Genomic DNA, 22,482 nt, shown 5'->3' with positions numbered 1-22,482 from the left:
TCGTCTAATAACTTAAAAATCCATCTTCTCAGATGGATTTTCTAACTATTAACGTACTTCTGCTTTAACTTTTTCAGTGAGAGCTTTAGTAATTTTTTCCATGTATTTGGCAACTTCTTCGTCTGTGAGGTTGTCATTTGGATTTTGGAAGGTAAGGCTATAAGCCATTGATTTCATACCTGCACCAAGTTTTTCACCTGCGTAAACATCGAAGAGTTTAACGGCAACCAAGCGTTTGACTCCTGCAAAGTAGATAGCATCCAGAACTTCTTGATGAGTGATTTCTGCCTTGAGAAGAAGGGCGATATCACGTGATACTGCAGGGAATTTTGTGATTTCAACAAATGGTTGATCTGGTTGCAAGGCGTCTTCGACAGCACTAAGGTTAATTTCAGCCACATAAGTCTCAGGAATGCCATAGTTTTTGGCAGTTTGTGGGTGAACTTGACCAAGGAATCCAATAGTTTGACCATCAAGTACAATAGCAGCTGTACGACCTGGGTGCATACTTGCGAGGTCTTTTGTCGCTACATAGTCAACTGAAACTTCAAGCTTATCAAAGAGTGCTTCAACAATACCTTTGGCATAGAAGAAATCAACTGGCGTTGCTTTAGTTTGGAAATCTTTTTCAGCGACAAGACCAGAAATAGCGAAGGCAAAGGTATTGATTTCATTTGGCAATTCCTCTTTTGGATTACCCTTTTGTTCAAAGACCTTACCGATTTCGTAAATAGCAACGTTACTATTCTTACGGTTAACATTGTAAGCAACAGTATCAAGCATGCCAGAAACCATATTCTGACGGAGAGCTGAACGGTCAACAGTCATTGGCCACATCAACTCAGTCAAATTACTTGGTGTCACAGCAAATTCAACAGCTTTTTCAGGTGTTGTCAAAGCATATGAGATGATTTCAGTCAATCCAGCACCTTCAGCAATGGTACGAACCTTACGGCGAAGTACTTGTGTTTCAGTCAATTCACCGGCTGTCCCTGCTGCTTCTGGAAGTGTCGTAGGCAATTTTTCATAGCCGTAGATACGTGCAATTTCCTCAACCAAGTCTGCTTGGATACTGATATCCCAACGACGACGTGGTACAGATACTGTGAATTTATCGGCATCACCTGTCAATCCAAAACCAAGTTTTGCAAAGACATCTTCAATATCTGCAAAAGTCAATGCTGTACCAAGGCGAACATTCACATAGTCAAGACTTGTAGAAACTTGGACTGGTTCTGTGTCGACTGAACCTGCTTGAACACGGCCTGCAAGAACAGTACCATTTGCCAATTCTTGCAACATAGCTGCTGCAAAATCAAGCGCTTCAAGGACAGTATCGTTATTGATACCTTTTTCAAAACGTGATGATGATTCTGAACGAAGGTTAAGACGGCTGCTCGTCTTACGAACAGATTTGCCATCAAAAACAGCAGCTTCAAGAACAACGTTTTTAGAATTGTTGTCAATTTCAGTTGAAGCGCCACCCATAACACCTGCTAGGGCAACTGGTTTGTCAGCAACTGTAATAACAATATCTTCAGTAGTCAATTCACGTTCTTCACCATCGAGAGTCACCAATTTTTCCCCCTCACGGGCATCACGGGCAACGATTCGTGAATCTTCAAATTTGTCCAAATCAAAGGCGTGCATTGGTTGTCCAAAGTAAAGAAGAACATAGTTTGTCACATCTACCACATTGTTGATTGGACGGATACCAGCATTCATAAGAAGGTTTTGTAACCATTGTGGACTTGGTTGAACCGTGACATTCTCAACCACACGACTAGCATAAGTAGCCACTTTATCACTTTCAATAGCTACTGAAATCTTATCAGAGGCTGGTTTGCTGTCTTCAGTAACTGGTTTTTCTGGGAAATGAACAGATTTACCATAGATTGCAGCAACTTCATGAGCCACACCACGCATAGAAAGGGCATCGGCACGGTTAGGTGTGATTGACAATTCGATAATTTCGTCATCAAGGTCGAGATATGGGAAAATGCTATCTCCAGGAACAGCATCTTCAGGCAAAATTTGGATTCCATCTGCAAATTCCTTAGGAATAATGTTATCTGGAAGTCCAAGTTCTGCCAAAGAACAGATCATACCGAGAGATTCCATGCCTCGAATCTTCCCTTTTTAATTTTGTAATTGTCCGCAATGCGTGCACCAGGAATGGCAACAATGACCTTGATTCCAGCAGTGACATTTGGAGCGCCACATACAATTTGACGTGGACCTTCAGCATCTCCTGTATCTACTTGACACAAGTGCAAGTGTGTTTCAGGTACGTCTTCACATGTCAAGACATGACCAACAACCAATTTAGACAAGCCTTCAGAAGGTGTCTCAACACCTTCCACTTCAATACCTGTCGTCGACATTTTTTCAGCGAGTTCAGCAGTGGTAACATCCACATCAACCAACTCTTTTAACCATTTATAACTAACTAGCATAATAATGATACCAAGCCCGTTAATAGCTCTCAGCAAAAATAGGAAAGGCAACGTTGGTGCAACGCACCTATGTGACTTTATCTTTTTTGCCCAGAGCTTAGGGCGGGTTCAAATCCTTTCTGTAATTTAGGAATATGTATAGCTGATATAAGAGGAAGACGAACTGACACGTTTAATCGCCTTATAAACTCCTCTCTATCAACTTAATAATAGGTTTATAATTTCAATTTTAGTAACCAATCACAGTCCACTTTACCATCACCAACTGGAAAATCGTGTTCTGAAAATTTTTCAAAGCCATATTTATCGTAAAATATCTGTGCTTTGAAATTTCTTTCCCAAACACCCAACCAGGCCCAATCACAACCTAGATCACGGGCTTCCTGCAATGCAAATTCAAAGAGTTGCTTACCCAAACCCATGCCTTGGAAGGCCTGACTAATATATATACGTTGAATTTCAAAGGCATTGTCCAAATGCTGCTCTGTTTGAGCAGAACCAACATTGGTCTTTAGAAAACCTGCCTTTTCACCATCAACGAGAATGAAAAAGTATCGCGATTCTTCATGAATGATTTCATCCAAGAGAACTTCTTCAGAAAGTGTGGTGTCGAAGTAACCTTGCAACTGAGCCTCGGTATTATCATGAGCAAAAGTCTCTCTAAAGGTATCTTCGGAGATAACTTTTAATTCTGCTACTTCTTCCGGAAGAACCTTACGAATAACGACTGACATGACAACCTCCTAAACCTTATTTAAACTGTTCTGAGAAACGAACATCCCCTTGATAGAAACCACGGATGTCGTTAATACCATAACGAAGCATGGCAATACGTTCTTGACCAAGACCAAAGGCGAAACCTGAATATTCTTCAGAATCAACACCTGACATCTCAAGCACTTGTGGGTGAACCATACCAGCACCAAGGATTTCAATCCAACCTGTCTTTTTACATACGTTACATCCTTTACCTCCACACTTGAAGCATGACACGTCAACCTCAACGGAAGGTTCAGTGAATGGGAAGTAAGAAGGACGCAAACGGATTTGACGTTCTGCACCAAACATTTTTTGAATAATCATCTCAAGCGTTCCCTTAAGATCACCCATTGAGATGTTTTTACCAACGACCAAACCTTCGATTTGGTGGAACTGGTGGCTGTGAGTCGCATCATCGGTATCACGACGGAAAACACGTCCTGGTGAGATCATCTTAAGTGGACCTTTAGAAAAATCGTGTTTATCAAGTGTACGAGCTTGAACAGGACTTGTGTGAGTACGAAGCAAAATTTCTTCCGTAATATAGAAAGTATCTTGCATGTCACGCGCTGGGTGATCCTTAGGCAAGTTCATACGTTCAAAGTTATAGTAATCAGTCTCAACTTCAAAACCATCAACGATTTGGAAGCCCATCCCCAAGAAAATGTCTTCGATTTCTTCAGCTGTTTGGCTAAGAATATGACGGTTACCAAGTTTAACTTGGCGTCCTGGAAGAGTTACGTCAAGACTTTCAGAGTCAAGTTGTGCTTGAATTTTAGCAGCTTCGACAATTTTAGTGGCTTCGTCAAAAGCTTCAGTCAAAACGTCACGAACTTCGTTGACCATTTTACCAACTTTAGGGCGTTCTTCATTAGGAAGGTCCTTAAGTCCCTTCAAAAGGTCCGTCAAAGAGCCCTTTTTACCTAAAACTGCAACACGCAATTCTTGTAATTCCTTAGAGTGTTCACCGCGCATTTCAGCCAGTTTAGCCTGCATTGAGGTTTTCAACTCTTGCAATTGTGTTTGTAAATCCATGAGATTCCTTTCTGATGTGACAATTTCGAATCGCAAACAAAAAACCACATGCCAGAACTCCAACCCGGAGCGTTGACACGCGGTACCATCCGTTTTTTATCTGGTTTCCCAGACCTTGATTCGTCAGCCGTCTTCATGAGTGAATTCGCCAAACTTCCCTTGAGGAGGCTTCCAGTCCATGGCCCCCAATCCCTGTCAATTTCCATAAGGTTACTAGTCTCTACGACTTCTATTTAATTACCACCATTCTATCAAAAATTAGTTGTGCTTTCAAGTGCCTACAGTTACGTCAATTCAATAAGGTATTTTTGAAACTATTCTTTTTGGAGAAATCATTCAAGTAATGGTCAATGCCCGTATCAAATAGGCCTAGTCTCAAACTGAAAAAGATGAGCAGTAAAATAGACGCGGCAACCTTATTTTTTTCTGAAAGTCATTTCAATTTTTTCGAGACTATAAAAAAATAGTGATAAAGCTATCAACTATCTTTCATGAACATATAATCTATTTTTAGTCAAAATCGAGGTCTTTTAGTTTAACTGAAACAATTTTTGAGACACCTGATTCCTGCATGGTCACCCCATAAATAGAGTCTGCTGCTGACATGGTTCCCTTACGGTGGGTAACCACAATAAATTGACTAGACTTGTCAAAACGATTAAGGTAGTCCCCGAAGCGTTTAACATTAGCTTCATCCAAAGCCGCTTCTACTTCGTCAAGGATTACAAAAGGTATAGTCTTAACACGAATGATGGCAAAGAGAAGAGCCAAAGCTGACAAGGCCTTTTCACCGCCTGACATAAGGTTAAGTGATTGAATTTTCTTACCTGGTGGCTGCACAGAAATTTCTACCCCAGCCTCTAGGAGATTGTCTGAGGTCAAAATCAAGTCGGCAGAACCTCCACCAAACATCTGGGTAAAGGTCTGTTTAAAGCTTTCTCGGATAGCCTCAAAAGTTGCTTTAAAGCGTGATTTCACTTCATCATCCATGTCATTTATGGTATTCAGAAGGAGACTCTTAGCTTCGAGCAAATCATCCTTTTGTCCGTTCAAGAAATCAAGACGTTGCTTAACCTCTTCAAATTGAGCAATAGCGTCCACATTGACAGGACCCAGAGCCTTAATCGAACGCTCAAGACCTTGCAGATTCTGGCGAGTTTGGTCGACATTGTCAAGAGGACAAGCCTGACCTTTGGCGACTTCAAGTGTCATCTGGTAATCTTCAGCTAACTGAGTCGCAAACTTACGAAGCGATTGACTAATCTGACTTTCACGCTCTTCCAGGCGAGTCTGCTGACGAATCAAGTCCTCATTACGATTACCTGCTTTAGCCAAACGCTCCTCCAAATCTTCCAACTGACCTTCGTAATCTTGCAGCTGAATCTTGGCACGGACAAGAGCTTGTTCCAAATCGTCCTTACGTTGGACAGCTTCTTTATGCTGTGCTTGCAAATGCGGAAGGCGATCAGTTTGGTCATCATTGACCTGGTTATTAAGGAGCGCTTGAAGATTATCCGATTCCTTCATTAACTCAGACAAGTCGGCTTGAAGACGATTACTTTCTGTCTTAGCAAAACGCAATTCTGCTTGCAAATCACGTTCCTTCAACTGAAGTTCAGATTGCTTGTCTAAGAGAACCTGTTTTTGTTGGCCAAGAGCGTCTTTGTCTTCCTTAATAGCCTCAATACGGTCATTAATGGCCTCACGCTTGGATGCAATTTGTGCTAACTCTGCTTTAAATTGTTCAGCCTTATCTTGAAGATTTGCTCCATCAGTTCCCTGAGAATCCTGTTTGAAACTATCCACTAGGGTTCGATTTTTCTCCACCTCTGACAGGGCTTGTTGGTGTTCTAAATCTAGTTTTTGCTCCTGAAGACGAGCATTTTCACCATCTACTTTAAGATCATCTAGCTCTTTCTGTAGAGCCTTACGTTTGGTCTTAAGGGCTTCAACTTTGGCTTCACTATCACTTAATTGGACCTTGATCTGGTTAATTTCAGCAGTCAATGCATCCAGTTCAGGCTTGATAAAGAGATTATTATTTTGTTTGTTGGTACCACCAGCAAAGGCACCACCGGGACGGATCTCAGACCCATCAAGAGTAACCATACGTACTTGAAAACGAACAGCTCGAGCAGCCTTATTAGCATTGTCAATGGTATCAAAGATTGCCGTAACCCCTAGGAGGTTTTGTAAAATATTAGATAAGCGTTCTTCATAGGTAACCAAATCGGAAGCCATACCAATAAAGCCTGGTGCATTGGCAAGACTTTGAGCAAATTGTCCATTAAGTTGACGTGGTTTAATAGTGGTCAACGGCAAGAAAGTCGCACGACCTTGACGATTACGTTTCAAGTAGTCAATTGAACGCTTAGCAGCCCCTTCGTCCTCAACAATAATATTTTGCCCGCTAGCTCCCATAGCAATTTCAAGAGCTGTCTGATAACGCGTATCAAAGGTCAAGTGTTCACTGACAGCACCAATAATTCCCTGAATGGACTGGGCATTTTGAAGGACAGCCTTAACCCCTGCATAGAAATTAGAATGATTTTTTTGAATAGATTCAAGACTTTGACGACGGGCATCTTTACTTTTAAGGTGATCCATGAGGTCAAACATCTGCTTTTGAGCCTCTTGATAGTCCTTATCAATAGCTTGATAAACCTGAGCCTTTTCTTTGTAACTAGCTAAAAGACTTTGAAGACTCTCTTTGGCTACTTGATAAACTTTTTGGGTTTCGCTAGCCACTTCCTGAGCGGAGAGCAAATCGGCTTGAGCTTGTTTAAATTCTTCAGCTTGTGCCTCAAGCGCTTGTGTCTGACTGTCCATGTCGTGGGTGACCTGAGTCAAACTATTGGAAACCTTGGCTTCCTCCTGCATCAGACCAACATAATCCTCACGTAAACGTTCAATAAGCGTATCTGGATCATCAGTAAATTGCTCCAAATCTTTTTGAATGGCAGTCAGCTCCTGAGCAATAGTATTCAATTCAGCATCCAATTTAACTTTACGTTGGTTAACCTTATCAAGTGATGCCTGAGCTTCTGCTTTCAAACTCTCTAACTCACTGAGACGAGATGCTGTCTCTTCTTTTTTCTCTGAACGCTGCTGACTCTCCATGGTATAAAGATCGATTTGACGCTCAAAGTCACTAATAAGACGTGTGACATCCACCAAGGTTTGCTGGTCAGAAGAAATTTGTTCTGAAATTTGATGGCGTTTTTGCTTGAGTTCTTGATTTTCAGTCTCTAGATGATGACGTTCCTCATAATAGCTGGTTAATTTTTCCTTGACCTCTGCCAAATCCTCTTGGGTCTGACTCAACTCAGACTTACCAATTTCAATATCGTGGACCAAAAGATTAAGCTGAGTCTGTCTACGCTCTTCATCTAATTCCAAATAACGTTTGGCAGTCGCAGCTTGCTTTTCAAGGGGTTTAACCTGACCGTCCAGCTCGTAGATGATATCTTCCAAACGATCAAGGTTATCTTGGGTTTGATTAAGCTTACTTTCCGTTTCTTTCTTACGTGTCTTATATTTGAGAACCCCTGCTGCTTCTTCGAAAATAGCGCGGCGTTCTTCAGGTTTGGCATTAAAAATAGCCTCAACACGACCTTGGGAAATAATGGAAAAAGAATCACGCCCTAAACCTGTATCCATGAAAAGGTCATGAATATCACGCAGACGAACCTTACGACCCTCAATCAAGTAATCATTGTCACCGTTTCGATAAATGTGACGCTCCACACGAATGGTTTCACCAGCACCCGCGATAAAGCCGTCACTGTTATCAAGAGTGACTGCCACTTCCGCATAGTTGAGAGCCTTACGAACCTCTGTCCCCGCAAAAATAACGTCAGGCATCTTGCCCCCACGCAAACTCTTGGCAGAGGATTCACCCAGTGCCCAGCGTAGACTCTCTGTAATATTTGATTTTCCCGATCCATTTGGACCTACAACGGCTGTTACTCCCTTGTCAAAGACGACTTGCGTCTTGTCCGCAAAGGATTTAAAGCCCTGCATTTCAATTGATTTCAAATACATGCTTAATTTCCTAGTTGTTCAAGGGCAGCCTTAGCCGCTGCCTGTTCAGCTAATTTCTTAGATTTTCCAAGACCTGTGCTGAGTTCTTTACCATCAACAGCTACCTGCATAGTAAATTCTTTGGCATGAGCTGGTCCAGACTCGTCAATAACGGTATAAGTAATATCAACCGTACCATTAACCTGAAGACGCTCTTGAAGGGCCGTCTTATAGTCTGTTACTCGGTCAAAGTTTCCCTTTTCAACCTGAGGAATCATGACCTGATTCAAAAATTTCTCAACAGCAGGCAAACCTTGATCCAGATAAAGGGCTCCAAGGAAGGCCTCCCAGAGGTCACCAAGAATAGTGGCACGTTCACGGCCTCCAGATTTTTCTTCACCTTTACCAAGACGAATATACTGCTCGAAACCACAAGCCTTCGAAAATCCGGCTAAGCTCTCTTCACGAACGATAGTGCTACGCATCTTAGACATTTCCCCCTCTGGCTTGTTAGGGTAGCGTTTGTAAAGATAAACAGAAATGACTAGTTGCAGAGCCGCGTCTCCTAAAAATTCCAAACGTTCATTATGTGAAATGTTTAGGAGGCGGTGCTCATTGGCATATGAGGTATGTGTAAATGCAGTTTCTAAGAGATCCTTTTGGTTAAAAACAATACCAAAGTCCTGCTCAAGTTTTTGTTCAAGTTGATTCATAAAACTTCCTTTCTATTTAAACACACTAATTACAATTATATCAAAAAAAGCAGATTTTCATGATGGAAAACTGCTTTTAGAGCCTATATTTGCTGATTTAGTGACAATTAAACTATTGCACTAAAAAAGCCTAGCATTATACTCAACTTCATTTTCTTAATAATCTGGACGAACGACACCTGTAACTGTCTCACGTGTTGCTTCAACATCTTCTTCAAGGACAACCTTGATGATACGTTTAGCTTCTTCTGAAGTACATGCAACTAATGGCAAACGAAGTGGTCCAACTTCGAAACCAAGATGGTTTAGAACAGCCTTGACAGGTGCAGGACTTGGTACTGAGAAGAGAGCGTTAACTTTAGGAATGAATTTACGTTGGATAGCTGCTGCTGTTTTGAGGTCACTATTTTCAATAGCTTCAAGCATGGCATGCATCTCATCACCATTTGTATGAGAGGCTACTGAGATAACACCATTAGCTCCAAGGTTCATTGCGTGGAAGGCATCCCCATCTTCACCGGTATAAACCAAGAAATCTTCTGGTTTATGTTCGATAAGGTAGGCCATGTTGGCAAGACTGGTACATTCTTTAACTCCAATGATATTTGGATGTTCAGCCAACCGAAGCATGGTATCAGGAGCCATTTCAACAACCACACGACCCGGGATGTTGTAGATGATAATTGGCAAATCAGAAGCATCTGCAATAGCTTTGAAGTGTTGGTACATACCTTCTTGTGATGGCTTGTTGTAGTAAGGCACGATAGCAAGACCAGCTGCAAAACCACCAAATTTGGCAACTTCTTTAGCAAACTCGATAGAGTCGCGTGTATCATTGGTACCGACACCTGCAATCAATGGTACACGTCCATTAACAATTTTCTGAACAGCCGCAAAGAGTTCCAACTCCTCATCGTGAGTAAGTGTTGGACTTTCAGCCGTTGTTCCCGCCAAAAGAAGAGCTTCTGTATGGTGAGCCAAAAGATGCTCAATCAATTCTGGAAGGGCATCATAATTGATTGAGCCATCTTCGTGGAAAGGTGTAATAAGGGCTGTAATCAGTTTGACATCTCTTAATTGATCAATTGACATAATATTCTCCTTCAACCGTTTTCTAATCCTTTCTATTTTACCATAATTTTGACCAGACAGACAGATAAGTTGACAATTTTCTGAAAACGTGAGGACTGATTGTTTCAAATTGATGGCTAATAAACAAAAAAACAGAGAGAAGTCTCTCTGCTTTATAGGATCCAGCTTGATTATAGTATTTGAATACAACACTAAATCCTTACTGTTTTCTGAATCATAACGCAGTGCTTGATTGGAACTACTCATATCTGCAACATTCGTACTTCCTAATCCACTGTGCTGGGGTGAAACTACGAAATCAAACTCTTCGAGTTACTGATTTCTGCTTTGCTTCCTATTTCAATTCAAATTTCAATTCTGAAGTTGGGCGAACCAATCCACGTTCGTGGAGTGTTTCTGCGATTTGGACTGAGTTCCAAGCGGCACCTTTAAGAAGGTTATCTGAAACAACCCACATGTGGATACCTTTTTCAGCATCCAAGTCTTTACGGATACGTCCGACGAATGTATCACGTGAACCTACAGCATTAACAGCTTGTGGGTAGACTTGGTTAGCAACGTCGTCTTCAAGGACTGCACCTGGGAATTCTGCAATAGCAGCTTTCACTTCGTCAATTGGTGCCACTTCTTTTGTTTCAATGTAGACTGACTCTGAGTGAGCTGACAAAACTGGAATACGCACACATGTTGCTGATACAGCAATGCTATCGTCTTCCATGATTTTCTTAGTTTCGTTTGTCATCTTCATTTCTTCGTAAGTGTAGTCATTTTCAGTGAAGACGTCGATTTGAGCCAAGGCGTTGAATGCGATTGGGAAGTGTTTCTTATCACCACCACATGGCAAGATTTCAGCTTTAACATCACGTGGATTAACGCCGTCATTCAAAACTTCTTTCAACTCACGTTGTGTTTCAAGAATTGCTCCCATACCAGCACCTGATACAGCTTGGTAAGTTGACACGATAATACGGTCCAAGCCCCATTTTTGACGAACGGGCTCAAGGGCAACCATCATTTGGATAGTTGAACAGTTAGGACAAGCGATAATACCATTGTGAGCATCAAGCGCATGTGCATTGACCTCAGGTACAACCAATGGCACATCTGGATTTTGACGGAAGTAAGATGTGTTATCAACGACTACTGCACCGGCTTTAACAGCGTATGGTGCATATTTAGCAGAGGTAGATCCACCAGCTGAGAAAAGTGCAATGTCTACACCTTCAAAAGCGTCCTCTGTAGTTTCTTCGATGGTCACATCTTGACCTTTAAATTGCAAGACTTTCCCTGCAGAACGTGCAGACGCAAGGTAGCGAATCTTATCGATTGGAAGTGTTGATTCTTCCAACATTTTGATCATTTGAGCACCAACGGCACCTGTAGCACCGACAACAGCAACTGTGTATCCCATAGTAAAACCTCTTTCGGAATTTTCTATCAATTTAGTTTAGTGAATCTATTATACTACGTTTAAGTCCAGTTGAAAAGGGTAAAAAAGCCAAGAATAAAGAAAAATCCCCTACCAAACGGCAAGGGATAAGAGGCATCTTTCGATGAGAGTAGCAGGTTCACACAACTACTCAAGGTCCGCTCCTGCGTTACAATCTAATGTAGACCTCCTCAGCGCAAAAGGCTCTAAAGAGCCAATCGACTCATCGCATACTCCTATTTTAGCATAATAGATCACAGAGTCAAGCTCTTGATTTTTATAAATACTTACTTGCCTCACGAATGCTAAGAGATGCCATTTGACTAGCATGTTGATTAATAAAAGCTCGAACCCAATCAGGATTTACCTTTGAGTAATTGCGCAAACTCCAACCGATAGCCTTGTTAATGAAAAACTCAGTCTGTCCAAAGTTATTACAGATAACCTCAGCTAAGAGGTTTATATCAGTCAGTTCTTTACGCATAAGCTGGTGGTCGATGGCAATACGTCTCAACCAAAAATCCTCATCCAGACTCCATTGACGCATGATATTCTTGGTTTCTGGGTAGTAAAAAGTAATCTCCCCGATGATACGGTCCAATTGATCTATACTGTCCCACCATGATTTGGTTTGAGCCAATTTCTTCAGCTTTGGAAAATCTTCAGGTCTAAGCTCCTTCTTCTTTTTATCCAGATAATCCATAGCAATATATTGAAACTCACGGTAAGGTTGCTGCCAACACTCTTCCACAAAAGTCCAATCAATTGGATCCTTTATGAAAGGCTTAAAAAACTCTCTTTCAATCTTTTTGAGAATTGGTTTTTGAACGCCAAGAAAGCTGAATTTATTTTTCATATAAGCTTCCATAGCTGGGACTTTTGCTGGATCAGCCTGGTCTTCTAACAGTTTCAAAAGAATTTTTGCATCCATATGAACACTCCTATATTACATCAAAGGTCCAATCAGAGAAAAGAGATAGCCGCCTAGACGATGAGCCATAGGTATTTTAGACAAACTTTCCAGAGTGACTTCCTCTGAGAGTGCCTGGGTTTTCTCAAAATCTTGTTCAATGTTAAGGACTTCCAGATTTTTATAGAGATAGACCCCATCTTCAAAATTTTGATAGAGACTCCGGTAATCAGTATTAATGGTACCTACCACAGCTTGTTTGGCGTCAGAAACATAAACTTTAGCATGGATAAAGCCTGGGGTATAACGGAAAATACGGACGCCAGCATCCAAGAGCACTTTAAAATAGGTAGTCGCAATATCAAAGGCATACTGCTTATCTGGAATCCCTGGCATAATGATACGAACATCTACACCTCGTCTAGCCGCAAAGGTCATAGATCGAACCAATTCATCATCCAAAATCAGATACGGTGTCATGATATAGACATAATCGGTAGATGTATTCAGAAGATGTAAATAAACATTTTCTGCAACCTTGTGGTAGGTCAAAGGTGAATTGGCATAAGGGAGAACCAAACCCTGACTCTTACTTTTTTGAGGTTTTTCTTGTAGATAGTGCTCCATATCTGTCTTGTCTTCTACTCCAGTCACCGTCCACATGGTCAAAAAGAGAGCTTTTAGCGTTTGAACTGCTGAACCATCTAGGCGAAGGGCTGTATCCTTCCAATGACCAAAGCGTTCTCGTTTATTGACATACTCATCAGCGATATTTACACCACCAGTATAAGCAACTTGACCATCAATCACAGTAATCTTCCGATGGTCTCGGTAATTGTAATAGGTTGATAGGATGGGCTTGACTGGTGAGAAGGCTTGAGCTTTAATACCAACCTTGTGTAGTCGCTCAATATAATCGTAGGACAAGGTAGTCATCTCATTCATCCCATCAAACATGACACGAACGTCCAGACCTGCCTTGGCCTTCTCCTCTAAAATTGTTAAAATCTCGCCCCACATGATTCCTTCGTCAATGATGAAATATTCCATGAAGATATAACTCTCCGCCTTTTTCAAATCCTCCAACAAGGCTGGAAGCATGTCATCTCCAAGTGGAAAATAGGTAACCTCTGTGTTTCTGTAGATAGGAAACTGTGCTGGACTATGCTCCAAAAAATAAGCTAATTTCTGTAATTGGCGATCACTTTGGGATAAATAATCAGCAACTTCTGGATTGGTGCTTAAATGGTCGGATGCCTGCACTGTAGCATCCTCAAGCCGTTTCTTCAAGCGTCTGACACCCAAATCAGCCAGTGAAAAGTAAAGCAGAGCCGTCCCAAAAATTGGAAAGAGGGCAATGATAATCATCCAGGACAGTTTGGAACGAGAATCCATGGAACGATTGAGCAAGTAAAAGAAGGTAAAGACACTCAACAAGTGTTCCCATAAGATAATGGATGGGAAATGCTCTTGTAGGCTGAGATATGAAAAGACAAGAAAGGCCAATTCCAGTAAGAAGAACAGGAGGATGGGAACCTTTCGGTTAAGTAGAATTTTGCCCCATCTGGAGGGCTTTTGGGGTAACAGTCTAGCACTTTGTTCTTGAGTCATATAGGCTCCTTTCGTGTAGGGGAGACCATTACAACTTTCCGGTCTCCTTCAGTAATTTTATTAGTATCGTTTTAGCCTATGAAAAAGGCAGGAATAATTAGCTATTGCAATTTAGAATTGGCGTGGTTTCTACTGTATTTTCCTGACAGGGCCATCTATGGTCTTTTGCATCCAGACGATATCATGCCATTTGTTAAACTTATAGCCAATCTTTGGGAAATGAGCCACTTGAACATAGCCCCGCTTTTCATGCATGGAAATGCTCGCTTCGTTCGGAACAGCGATACAAGCCAGAAAGCGTAAGTAGCCTCGTGCTTGCAACTCCTCTTCTAAGGCCGTATAAAGGGCCGATCCAATCCCTTGTCCACGCGCCTCTTTGGCTACATAAATAGACAATTCAGTGGTCCAATCATAGGCTGTACGAGCATAATAGGTTGAGGCATAAGCATAGCCTAGCACTTGGCCATTCTCTTCCGCTACTAAATAGGGGTATTTTTCAAGCGTCTTGCAAATGCGTTTTTCAAACTCTTGAACACTGGGAACCTCATATTCAAAGGTAAAAGCTGTCTTCTCGACATAGGGTGTATAGATGGCCTGGATAGCTTGTGCATCTGACAAGCTGGCTGGACGAATGGTTAACATCATTTTCTCCTTCGACTTCATTATCTTTATTTTAAACTATAAAAAAAGAGGGCTCAACCCTCTTATAACAAGTCTTGTCACTACATCAATGGCGCAACTAATCTGGTCAATAAGCCCAAGCACTTCTGGTGAAATGGTCGATTTTTAACATCAGTCATGCTGACTCGATGACACTTGGCCATTGTCGCTTGGAAATCTTCCTCAATACCAACCACTGATGACGTCCTGTAAAGATAGGTCGCACACTCAAAGTGGTGATAAAGACTGCGGTAATCCAAATTAATCGTTCCGACAACAGCCCTACTATTGTCACTCACAAATACCTTTGCATGAACAAATCCAGGAGTGTACTCATAGATTTTTACGCCGGATGCCAAAAGTGTTGGGTAGTAAGTCTTAGCGAGGTAGTAAGCTGACTTTTTATCAGGAATACCAGGCATGATGATACTGACGTCTACCCCACGCTCGGCCGCAAATTTCAAAGCATGTAGTAACTCACCATCTAAAATAAGATAAGGCGTCATGATGTGAACAAAATCACGCGCATGGTTAAGGATGTCAATATAGACATTCTCACCAACTTTATCCTTGTCCAATGGAATATCTCCATAAGGAACAACAAAGCCAGGGGTATCAAAGACCTTATGTTCAACCATATACGGCGTAACATCTAAGGTTTCGTTAGAATAGGTCCACATCTGAAGAAAGAGAACTAAAAAGTATCAACCGCTGGGCCCTCCAGCATCAAGGCAGTATCTTTCCAATGACCGAAACGCTCAATCTTGTTGATATACTCGTCAGCTAAATTAACCCCGCCTGTGAAAGCAACCTTACCATCAATCAGCAAGATTTTTCTATGGTCACGGTAATTGTAATAGGTTGACAGGAAAGGGGTTACCGAGGCAAAAACTCGAGATTGAATGCCAATTTTTTCCAATCGTTTCTTATAGTCAAAACTCAAAGTTGAAAATTCATTCATACCGTCATACAGGACTCGAACTTCCACCCCTTCTTGAACCTTTTGTTTCAAGATTGCTAGGATTTCACCCCACATTTCACCTTCACCAATGATGAAATATTCCAAGAAAATGTACTTCTCTGCTTTAAGGAGCTGTTTCTTCATTTCCTCAAACTTGGCTTCACCACTTGGGAAATAGGTCGTCTTCGTGTGACGATAAACTGGAAAGGAAGCGTTCACATTTTCAAGATATTGGACCAAATTATAGTTGCTGGTGTGACGCTGTTTAAGCTCTTCGAGGGCCTGATTATCTTGTTTCAGAATACCAGAACTGCGGTCAATATTGCTCTGAATAGCACGCTTCATCCCTGTGTAACCTATATCAAGTTTCGTATAAGCCAAGAGCAAGGTTCCGATAATTGGAAAAGGCAAGACTATCAGGAGCCAAGTATTGACGGCTGTTGATTCCATATCACTTTGAAAGAGATAAATAATGGCCAGAATACGAAGGACTACTTCTGTAACTTGCAGGTGTATCCTATATTGATGCAACCAGAGGTAAGACATGGCCACAACAACAAGCTGCAGTAAGATGGTCAAGAAGATAATCGTAGCACGACTAAAGATTCCACGAAGAAAGCCGCGACGACTCTTATCATAAAGACGTTCAATTTTAGCTTCGTTTTTGATAGCATGACTCCTTTCCCTTTTTAATTAATCTTATTATAACCAAATTTGTAAAATTAAGCAAGACAGAAAAAGCCATCTAGGCTAGTCTCAGATAAACACCACATTTATCTGAAAGGAACTAACATATAGGACGAAATGGATTACCGAAACAAATGGATTTTACGAATGTTTCTCAAAATTATGAGGCTGGGACAAAAGTCCTAGCCTCTCAATTTGTCTTTGGATTGTCGAGAAAGACGCAGTGGTTGAGTGGGCTCTACTACGCTGATTTCATCAGCTTTTACAGCCCTACTCAACTGTGCGGAGGTGGGACGACGAAATCGAATTCTAACGAATTACCGATTTCTGTCCCACTCTCAAGAAATAGAATTCCTAGGAAATCATTGAATTATCAATCACCCTACCAAGTTTTTCTGAGTTACTTGAAAAGTCTAACTTAATTTGACAATTTAGGTCCCAATTTGTAAAATTAAGCTAGACAGAAAAAGCCATCTATGTTAGGCTCAGATAAACACCACATTTGTCTGAAAGGAACTAAGATAAATGACCTATACTCATCTTACCACAAACGAGCTTGTAACGATAGAGGCTTACTATCAAGAAAACATAATAAAAATTTAATATAAAAAGTGTCTAAAATACATATTTAGACACTTTTTGTATGCTATAATTTTCATTAACACTATAACAAAGGAGAACCAAATGAAACGTTTAAATACTCTATTTCATATTATAAAAGTTACAGGTTTTAATCAATTTTTGATAAGTTTTGTAAGTTTTATTTTTATTTCAGGAGGAATACTTTTATTAGTTGAACCTCAAATAAGTAATTACTGGGATGGACTATGGTATGCTTTTGTCACATCAACAACAGTAGGTTACGGAGATATACTAGCTACTACTCTAATCGGACGTATTACTAGCGTCTTTTTAACTGTATATGGACTTATTTTTTTTGGATGCTTATCAGCCGTAATTGTCAATTACTACAGCAAATTAAATACATCTAATAATAAAACTGACTAACATATTTCTTAGTAACTGTAAAAAATAATTCTTTCTCTGCCAATTCCAAACGGCTACAATTTCCTGACCTCGCGATACTTCTTGACTATCCTCTCCAGTCTGAACAAGATTACCATCTTCGACATCATCTAAGTCTAATTCTTTCTTGATAGTCTTGAAGAGTTTTCCAAATCCAATCTGTCGTTTCCGATAAAGTCCCTCAAACAAATCACCCGTTATCCGTTCCTTCGTCTCTTCAGGCAAGACAATCACTTGTTTGTCATTCTCTTTCTCGACATCAAATGGATTTTACTAATATTTCTCAAAATTATGAGGCTGGGACAAAAGTCCTAGCCTCTTTATTGTTTTTGGATTGTCGAGCAAGACGCAGTGGTTGAGTGGGCTCTACTACGCTGATTTCATCAGCTTTTACTGCCCTACTCAACTGTGCGGAGGTGGGACGACGAAATCGAATTCTAACGAATTACCGATTTCTGTCCCACTCTCAAGAAATAGAATTCCTAGGAAATCATTGAATTATCAATCTCCCTACCAAGTTTTTCTGAGTTACTTGAAAAGTCTAACTTAATTTGACAATTTAGGTAACAAAAAATGAACTTAATTCATTACGTTTCTTTAATTGTTATCATTTAATTTATCTAACAGAGCCTCTGCTACTTTTTCTGGAATGCCAAGGGCATGGATATCCTCAACAGTAGCTTTTTGGATAGCTGTCATAGACTTGAAGTATTTGAGGAGTTTTTGTTTGCGCTTAGGTCCTAACCCCTCCACGCCATCAAGTTTAGAACTGAAACTATTCTTACTACGGACTTGACGATGGAAGGTGATGGCAAAGCGGTGTACTTCATCCTGAATACGGTGAAGGAGGAAAAATTCCTCGGATTGACGTGGCAAATCAATGACTCGCAAAGGATCTCCAAAAAGCAATTCATTGGTTTGGTGCTTGTCATTTTTCTGAAGACCTGCAACTGGGATAGATAGATTGAGTTCCTTGCGAAGCACATCCTTGGCTACATTGACCTGACCTTGACCACCATCCATGATAATGAGGTCTGGTGGCGTTAGACCATCACGTTTGACACGACTATAGCGACGACGAATGACCTCACGCATACTGGCATAATCGTCAGGACCTTCAACAGTCTTAATCTTGTATTTGCGGTACTCTTTTTTATTAGGTTTACCATTTTCAAAGACAACCATGGCAGAGACAGGGCTAGTTCCCATGATATTAGAGTTATCGAAAGACTCGATACGGACCGGTGTCGGAATCCCCATGAGTTTGCCTAGATTTTCAATAGCTCCTTGGGTCTTAGCCAAGTCTTTTTCGAGGAGATCAAATTTTTGGGTCAAACTGACGCGGGCATTTTTCGTCGCCAAGTTTACCAACTGCCTCTTCTCTCCACGCTGAGGCTTGAAGACCTTAACCCCGTCTCCAACCAGAGCTTCGACAGACTCTTGATCAATGTCACCTGGAATAAAAATCTCCTTAGGTTTGAGATGACGACTATCCAGGTAAAATTGCCCCATATAGGTTAGAAAGTCTTCCTCAGCATCATTATAGTAAGGGAACATATTGACATCACGCTGAATGAGTTTCCCTTGGCGAACAAAGAAAACCTGAACACACATCCAACCCTTGTCCACGTAGTAACCGAAGATATCTCGGTCCTGCATGTCCTGACGGATAACCCTTTGCTTGGTCCTAAGCGTCGACACTGCCTCAATCAGATCTCGATACTCCGCTGCACGCTCAAACTCCATCTGATCAGACATGTCCGTCATCTTGGCCTTGAGCTGATTAACGATTTTATCATCATGCCCATTTAGGAAATTCTTGACATCCTCAACCAAACCTTGCCAATAGTCCTCGGTGGTGTGACAGATGGTGTGGGCATTACATTGGCCAATATGGTAATAGAAACAGACCTTGTTGGCGGGATTTTTACATTTCTTAAAGGGAAAAATACGGTCCAAAAGCTTCTTGATTTCATTGGCTGCCCCAGAGTCTGGGTAAGGGCCAAAATAGAGACCGCCATCCTTCTTAACCTGGCGAGTAATCAAGAGCCTTGGATAGATTTCCTTAGTAATCTTGATAAAAGGGTAAGACTTGTCATCCTTGAGGCGGATGTTGAATTTAGGCATATTTTCTTGGATAAGATTAATTTCCAAAAGCAAGGCCTCGATATTAGACTCGGTTACGATAAATTCAAAGTCTGCAATCTCAGATACCAAAAGCTCCGTCTTGGTATCATGACTTCCACGAAAATAGCTACGCACACGATTTTTTAGATTTTTAGCCTTACCGACATAGATAATATTGCCGAATTTGTCCTTGTGGAGATAGCACCCCGGGTTGTTTGGGAGCAATTCCAACTTATGTTTAATCAGATCATTCATGCTTTCATTGTAGCAAAAAAAGAGCTAAAAAGCTCTTCGGAATCATGGCTATCATAGCTTTACTTGGACAAAATCTTCAGGATTTCCTCATAACTTTTGACTTGATAGGTTGGAACAGCTGGAGTCTCATTGACTAGGTTACTTGGATTGAACCAAACACTATCAATACCCGCATTATTACCACCCTGGATATCAGCAGTTAGACTATCACCAATCATGAGAGCTGAGCTTGGGTGAAAATCATGAACCTGATTGGCAATTTTATCAAAAAAGTCTGTAGACGGTTTGTGGGCACCCACCTCATCAGAGATGAAAACATCGTCAAAGAAAGGTAAAATACTCGAAGCCTGCAGGCGGCCACGTTGGATAAAACTAACACCATTAGTCGCTGCATAAATATTGTAGCCACGGTCTTTGACATCCGCTAAAAAAGCATGAGCCTGAGGAAGTTCCTGCCCCTGTTGACTCAAGAAATGTTGGTAGCGCCCAGCTAAGTGACTACCATCTACTTCTTTTCCAAAGTGCTCAAAGAGACGTGAAAAGCGCGTGCGAAGCAATTCAGGTTTTGTAATCAAACCATGGTTGAGGTCCTCCCACATGGAACGGTTCATGGGAATATAGTGGTCTTTATAAGCCTTGATCTCTTGTGAAGCTACACCAGCCTCTTCAAGCAAGTAGTTTAAAGCCATATCTTCAGCACGGTCAAAATCTAGGAGGGTGTGGTCAAGATCGAAAAGTAAATGGGTGTAGGTCATGACGGATCCTTTCTGACAGTTAAAACATCAGTGTTTATTTTATCATAATCTAGCTCTATATAAACAAAGAAACACAAAAGGACGACCCATAGACCGTCCTCTCTGATTTATGAAAAATAAGTATTGCTTACTTAATAGAACACTATTATATCTATTGAACCTTAAAGAAAGCTTAAAATAAGTTATTTTTTATGGTTTCAATAGATTTTTACTTAAACAGCGAATCTCTCTAATTCGTGGTATACTGAAAATACAAGATTAATCAAACGAGGCGTGTTATGAAAAATTTAAAATTTCAATCCGTTTTTGATATTATCGGTCCTGTCATGGTAGGACCTTCCTCTAGTCATACTGCAGGAGCTGTTCGTATCGGAAAAATTGTTTCGGCCATCTTTGGTGATATACCCACTGAAGTAGAATTTCAACTTTTTAATTCCTTTGCAAAAACCTACCGAGGTCATGGAACAGATGTGGCTCTTGTAGCTGGTATTTTAGGTATGGAAACAGATGACCCTGATATTCCGCGTGCACTTGATATTGCACACGAAAAAGGCATTAAGGTCTATTGGAAAATCAACAAAGATAGCAATGCACCGCATCCTAACACTACTCGTATTACACTAAAAAATGCTACAAAAACTATCTCTGCCACTGGTGTTTCCATCGGTGGAGGGAATATCCAAGTAACTGAGCTCAATGGTTTTGCGGTCAATCTCAAGATGAATACACCGACTCTCATCATTGTCCACCAAGATGTTCCTGGAATGATTGCCCTTGTCACAGATATTTTGTCGCGTTATGGTATCAATATCGCTCAAATGACTGTTACTCGGGAAAATGCCGGTGAAAAGGCCATTATGATTATCGAAATTGACTCTCACCAGTGTGATGAAGCCGTTACTGATATCGCAAGAATTCCAAATTTGCATAACGTGAACTTTTTCAGTTAAGAGGAGATTTCCATGTTTTACACTATTGAAGAATTGGTTCAACAAGCTGACCGAGATTACCAAGGTAATATCGCCGAGCTCATGATCGCTACAGAGACAGAGCTAACTGGACGGGAACGTCATGAAATCCTTGCTCTCATGACTCGAAATCTAGAAGTGATGAAAGAGTCTGTTCAGGCTGGTTTGTCCCCTGAGAAATCACCAACTGGCTTAACCGGGGGAGACGCTGCTAAACTGGATGCCTATATCAAAAAAGGAAATACCTTGGCTGATTCTGCTGTTTTGGGTGCTGCTAGAAATGCCATGGCTGTTAATGAATCTAATGCCAAGATGGGATTGGTTTGTGCCACACCAACTGCTGGATCTGCTGGCTGCCTACCTGCTGTTCTTACAACTGCTATCCAAAAACTGGGCTTAACCGAATCACAACAATTGGATTTTCTCTTTACTGCTGGTGCATTTGGTCTAGTCATCGCAAATAATGCCTCGATTTCTGGCGCCGAGGGAGGCTGCCAAGCCGAAGTTGGTTCCGCCTCTGCTATGGCTGCAGCCGCTATTACAATGGCTGCTGGTGGAACACCCTTCCAAGCTAGCCAAGCCATTTGCTTTGTACTAAAAAATATGTTGGGACTCATTTGTGACCCCGTAGCTGGATTAGTCGAAGTCCCTTGTGTCAAACGTAATGCTATGGGAGCAAGTTTTGCCCTAGTCGCTGCCGATATGGCTTTGGCAGGTATCACATCTGCCATTCCAGTCGACCAGGTCGTTGACGCGATGTATCAGGTCGGTTCAGCCATGCCAACTGCATTCCGTGAAACTGCTGAAGGTGGCTTAGCAGCAACTCCGAAAGGAAAAGCACTCGCAAAAAAAATCTTTGGTTGATTTTTTAGAATAAATCATAACCACCCGTCTAACAGGTGGTTTGATCAAGAGCTATAAGCCCATAATACCAGCCAGTACCTAAAGACGCTGGCTTTCACTTTGTTCAAGCCTTATTGCTTTTGACTCGTCACAAGCCCCTCAAAGAGGCATT

At 41.2% G+C, this 22,482-nt stretch carries 15 protein-coding genes and 3 pseudogenes; 4 read left to right on the top strand and 14 right to left on the bottom strand.

Features of this window, described 5'->3' with window-relative positions; genetic code table 11:
* Positions 1-48: 48 nt before the first annotated feature.
* The 11 genes and pseudogenes from pheT to cls (HMPREF9425_RS03505) form a co-directional block, all read right to left on the bottom strand.
* A pseudogene (gene pheT / locus HMPREF9425_RS03560) lies at positions 49-2,456 on the bottom strand (phenylalanine--tRNA ligase subunit beta).
* Positions 2,457-2,671: 215 nt separating this feature from the next.
* Positions 2,672-3,190: a GNAT family N-acetyltransferase gene (locus HMPREF9425_RS03555; protein ID WP_003096855.1), complete on the bottom strand. Its 519-nt coding sequence runs from the start codon at positions 3,188-3,190 to the stop codon at positions 2,672-2,674.
* A 16-nt stretch (positions 3,191-3,206) separates the two neighbouring features.
* Positions 3,207-4,250 (bottom strand): phenylalanine--tRNA ligase subunit alpha, encoded by a 1,044-nt coding sequence (gene pheS / locus HMPREF9425_RS03550; protein ID WP_003093726.1) that lies wholly within the window; start codon positions 4,248-4,250, stop codon positions 3,207-3,209.
* A 510-nt stretch (positions 4,251-4,760) separates the two neighbouring features.
* The gene (smc, locus tag HMPREF9425_RS03540; RefSeq protein ID WP_003096852.1) at positions 4,761-8,294 is read right to left on the bottom strand and encodes a chromosome segregation protein SMC; all 3,534 of its coding nucleotides are present in this window, start codon (positions 8,292-8,294) and stop codon (positions 4,761-4,763) included.
* A gap of 2 nt (positions 8,295-8,296) precedes the next feature.
* The gene (rnc, locus tag HMPREF9425_RS03535) at positions 8,297-8,986 is read right to left on the bottom strand and encodes a ribonuclease III (RefSeq protein WP_003094778.1); all 690 of its coding nucleotides are present in this window, start codon (positions 8,984-8,986) and stop codon (positions 8,297-8,299) included.
* A gap of 156 nt (positions 8,987-9,142) precedes the next feature.
* Positions 9,143-10,078: a 4-hydroxy-tetrahydrodipicolinate synthase gene (gene dapA, locus HMPREF9425_RS03530; RefSeq protein ID WP_013990425.1), complete on the bottom strand. Its 936-nt coding sequence runs from the start codon at positions 10,076-10,078 to the stop codon at positions 9,143-9,145.
* A 334-nt stretch (positions 10,079-10,412) separates the two neighbouring features.
* Entirely contained in the window at positions 10,413-11,489 is a 1,077-nt protein-coding gene (locus HMPREF9425_RS03525) for an aspartate-semialdehyde dehydrogenase (protein WP_003096845.1), read from the bottom strand.
* Positions 11,490-11,784: 295 nt separating this feature from the next.
* Positions 11,785-12,438: a DNA alkylation repair protein gene (locus tag HMPREF9425_RS03520; protein ID WP_003096842.1), complete on the bottom strand. Its 654-nt coding sequence runs from the start codon at positions 12,436-12,438 to the stop codon at positions 11,785-11,787.
* 15 nt (positions 12,439-12,453) lie between these two features.
* A complete protein-coding gene (gene cls / locus HMPREF9425_RS03515; protein ID WP_003096839.1) occupies positions 12,454-14,028 on the bottom strand; it encodes a cardiolipin synthase in 1,575 nt (524 codons plus the stop codon).
* Positions 14,029-14,157: 129 nt separating this feature from the next.
* Entirely contained in the window at positions 14,158-14,670 is a 513-nt protein-coding gene (locus tag HMPREF9425_RS03510; RefSeq protein WP_002885332.1) for a GNAT family N-acetyltransferase, read from the bottom strand.
* Between the two features lie 80 nt (positions 14,671-14,750).
* A pseudogene (gene cls / locus HMPREF9425_RS03505) lies at positions 14,751-16,300 on the bottom strand (cardiolipin synthase).
* Positions 16,301-16,449: 149 nt separating this feature from the next.
* Between cls (HMPREF9425_RS03505) and HMPREF9425_RS10680 the strand changes: the two are divergent.
* Together HMPREF9425_RS10680 and HMPREF9425_RS03500 are read left to right on the top strand one after the other, a co-directional pair.
* Positions 16,450-16,758 (top strand): annotated as a pseudogene (locus HMPREF9425_RS10680) (hypothetical protein); the annotation flags it as partial.
* 262 nt (positions 16,759-17,020) lie between these two features.
* On the top strand, positions 17,021-17,344 hold the full coding sequence (locus HMPREF9425_RS03500) for a potassium channel family protein (protein ID WP_003096828.1): 324 nt from the start codon (positions 17,021-17,023) through the stop codon (positions 17,342-17,344).
* Here the strand turns inward: HMPREF9425_RS03500 and HMPREF9425_RS03495 are convergent.
* The 3 genes from HMPREF9425_RS03495 to pynA form a co-directional block, all read right to left on the bottom strand.
* Positions 17,315-17,596: a protein rep gene (locus HMPREF9425_RS03495; RefSeq protein ID WP_002891204.1), complete on the bottom strand. Its 282-nt coding sequence runs from the start codon at positions 17,594-17,596 to the stop codon at positions 17,315-17,317. The genes HMPREF9425_RS03500 and HMPREF9425_RS03495 overlap by 30 nt on opposite strands.
* 363 nt (positions 17,597-17,959) lie before the next feature.
* A complete protein-coding gene (gene uvrC, locus HMPREF9425_RS03490) occupies positions 17,960-19,744 on the bottom strand; it encodes an excinuclease ABC subunit UvrC (RefSeq protein WP_003094253.1) in 1,785 nt (594 codons plus the stop codon).
* A 59-nt stretch (positions 19,745-19,803) separates the two neighbouring features.
* Positions 19,804-20,499, bottom strand: a complete 696-nt coding sequence (gene pynA / locus HMPREF9425_RS03485) for a pyrimidine 5'-nucleotidase PynA (RefSeq protein WP_003094828.1) — start codon at positions 20,497-20,499, stop codon at positions 19,804-19,806.
* A 278-nt stretch (positions 20,500-20,777) separates the two neighbouring features.
* Here pynA and sdaAB point away from each other — a divergent pair, with 278 nt between their 5' ends.
* Positions 20,778-21,449: an L-serine ammonia-lyase, iron-sulfur-dependent subunit beta gene (gene sdaAB / locus HMPREF9425_RS03480; protein WP_003094592.1), complete on the top strand. Its 672-nt coding sequence runs from the start codon at positions 20,778-20,780 to the stop codon at positions 21,447-21,449.
* 12 nt (positions 21,450-21,461) lie between these two features.
* Complete coding sequence (sdaAA, locus tag HMPREF9425_RS03475) at positions 21,462-22,331, top strand: L-serine ammonia-lyase, iron-sulfur-dependent, subunit alpha (protein ID WP_003096825.1); 870 nt, start codon at positions 21,462-21,464, stop codon at positions 22,329-22,331.
* The last annotated feature ends 151 nt before the right edge of the window (positions 22,332-22,482 follow it).

The sequence above is a fragment of the Streptococcus vestibularis ATCC 49124 genome (assembly GCF_000188295.1).
Taxonomy (GTDB): Bacteria; Bacillota; Bacilli; order Lactobacillales; family Streptococcaceae; genus Streptococcus; species Streptococcus vestibularis.
This window is presented reverse-complemented; position numbering and strand designations above follow the sequence as displayed.

What these genes read in the sequence shown, in the direction of transcription:
- HMPREF9425_RS03555 (WP_003096855.1), bottom strand. Translation starts at nt 3,190, where the DNA reads ATGTCAGTCGTTATTCGTAAGGTTCTTCCGGAAGAAGTAGCAGAATTA.
- pheS (WP_003093726.1), bottom strand. Translation starts at nt 4,250, where the DNA reads ATGGATTTACAAACACAATTGCAAGAGTTGAAAACCTCAATGCAGGCT.
- smc (WP_003096852.1), bottom strand. Translation starts at nt 8,294, where the DNA reads ATGTATTTGAAATCAATTGAAATGCAGGGCTTTAAATCCTTTGCGGAC.
- rnc (WP_003094778.1), bottom strand. Translation starts at nt 8,986, where the DNA reads ATGAATCAACTTGAACAAAAACTTGAGCAGGACTTTGGTATTGTTTTT.
- dapA (WP_013990425.1), bottom strand. Translation starts at nt 10,078, where the DNA reads ATGTCAATTGATCAATTAAGAGATGTCAAACTGATTACAGCCCTTATT.
- HMPREF9425_RS03525 (WP_003096845.1), bottom strand. Translation starts at nt 11,489, where the DNA reads ATGGGATACACAGTTGCTGTTGTCGGTGCTACAGGTGCCGTTGGTGCT.
- HMPREF9425_RS03520 (WP_003096842.1), bottom strand. Translation starts at nt 12,438, where the DNA reads ATGGATGCAAAAATTCTTTTGAAACTGTTAGAAGACCAGGCTGATCCA.
- cls (WP_003096839.1), bottom strand. Translation starts at nt 14,028, where the DNA reads ATGACTCAAGAACAAAGTGCTAGACTGTTACCCCAAAAGCCCTCCAGA.
- HMPREF9425_RS03510 (WP_002885332.1), bottom strand. Translation starts at nt 14,670, where the DNA reads ATGTTAACCATTCGTCCAGCCAGCTTGTCAGATGCACAAGCTATCCAG.
- HMPREF9425_RS03500 (WP_003096828.1), top strand. Translation starts at nt 17,021, where the DNA reads ATGAAACGTTTAAATACTCTATTTCATATTATAAAAGTTACAGGTTTT.
- uvrC (WP_003094253.1), bottom strand. Translation starts at nt 19,744, where the DNA reads ATGAATGATCTGATTAAACATAAGTTGGAATTGCTCCCAAACAACCCG.
- pynA (WP_003094828.1), bottom strand. Translation starts at nt 20,499, where the DNA reads ATGACCTACACCCATTTACTTTTCGATCTTGACCACACCCTCCTAGAT.
- sdaAB (WP_003094592.1), top strand. Translation starts at nt 20,778, where the DNA reads ATGAAAAATTTAAAATTTCAATCCGTTTTTGATATTATCGGTCCTGTC.
- sdaAA (WP_003096825.1), top strand. Translation starts at nt 21,462, where the DNA reads ATGTTTTACACTATTGAAGAATTGGTTCAACAAGCTGACCGAGATTAC.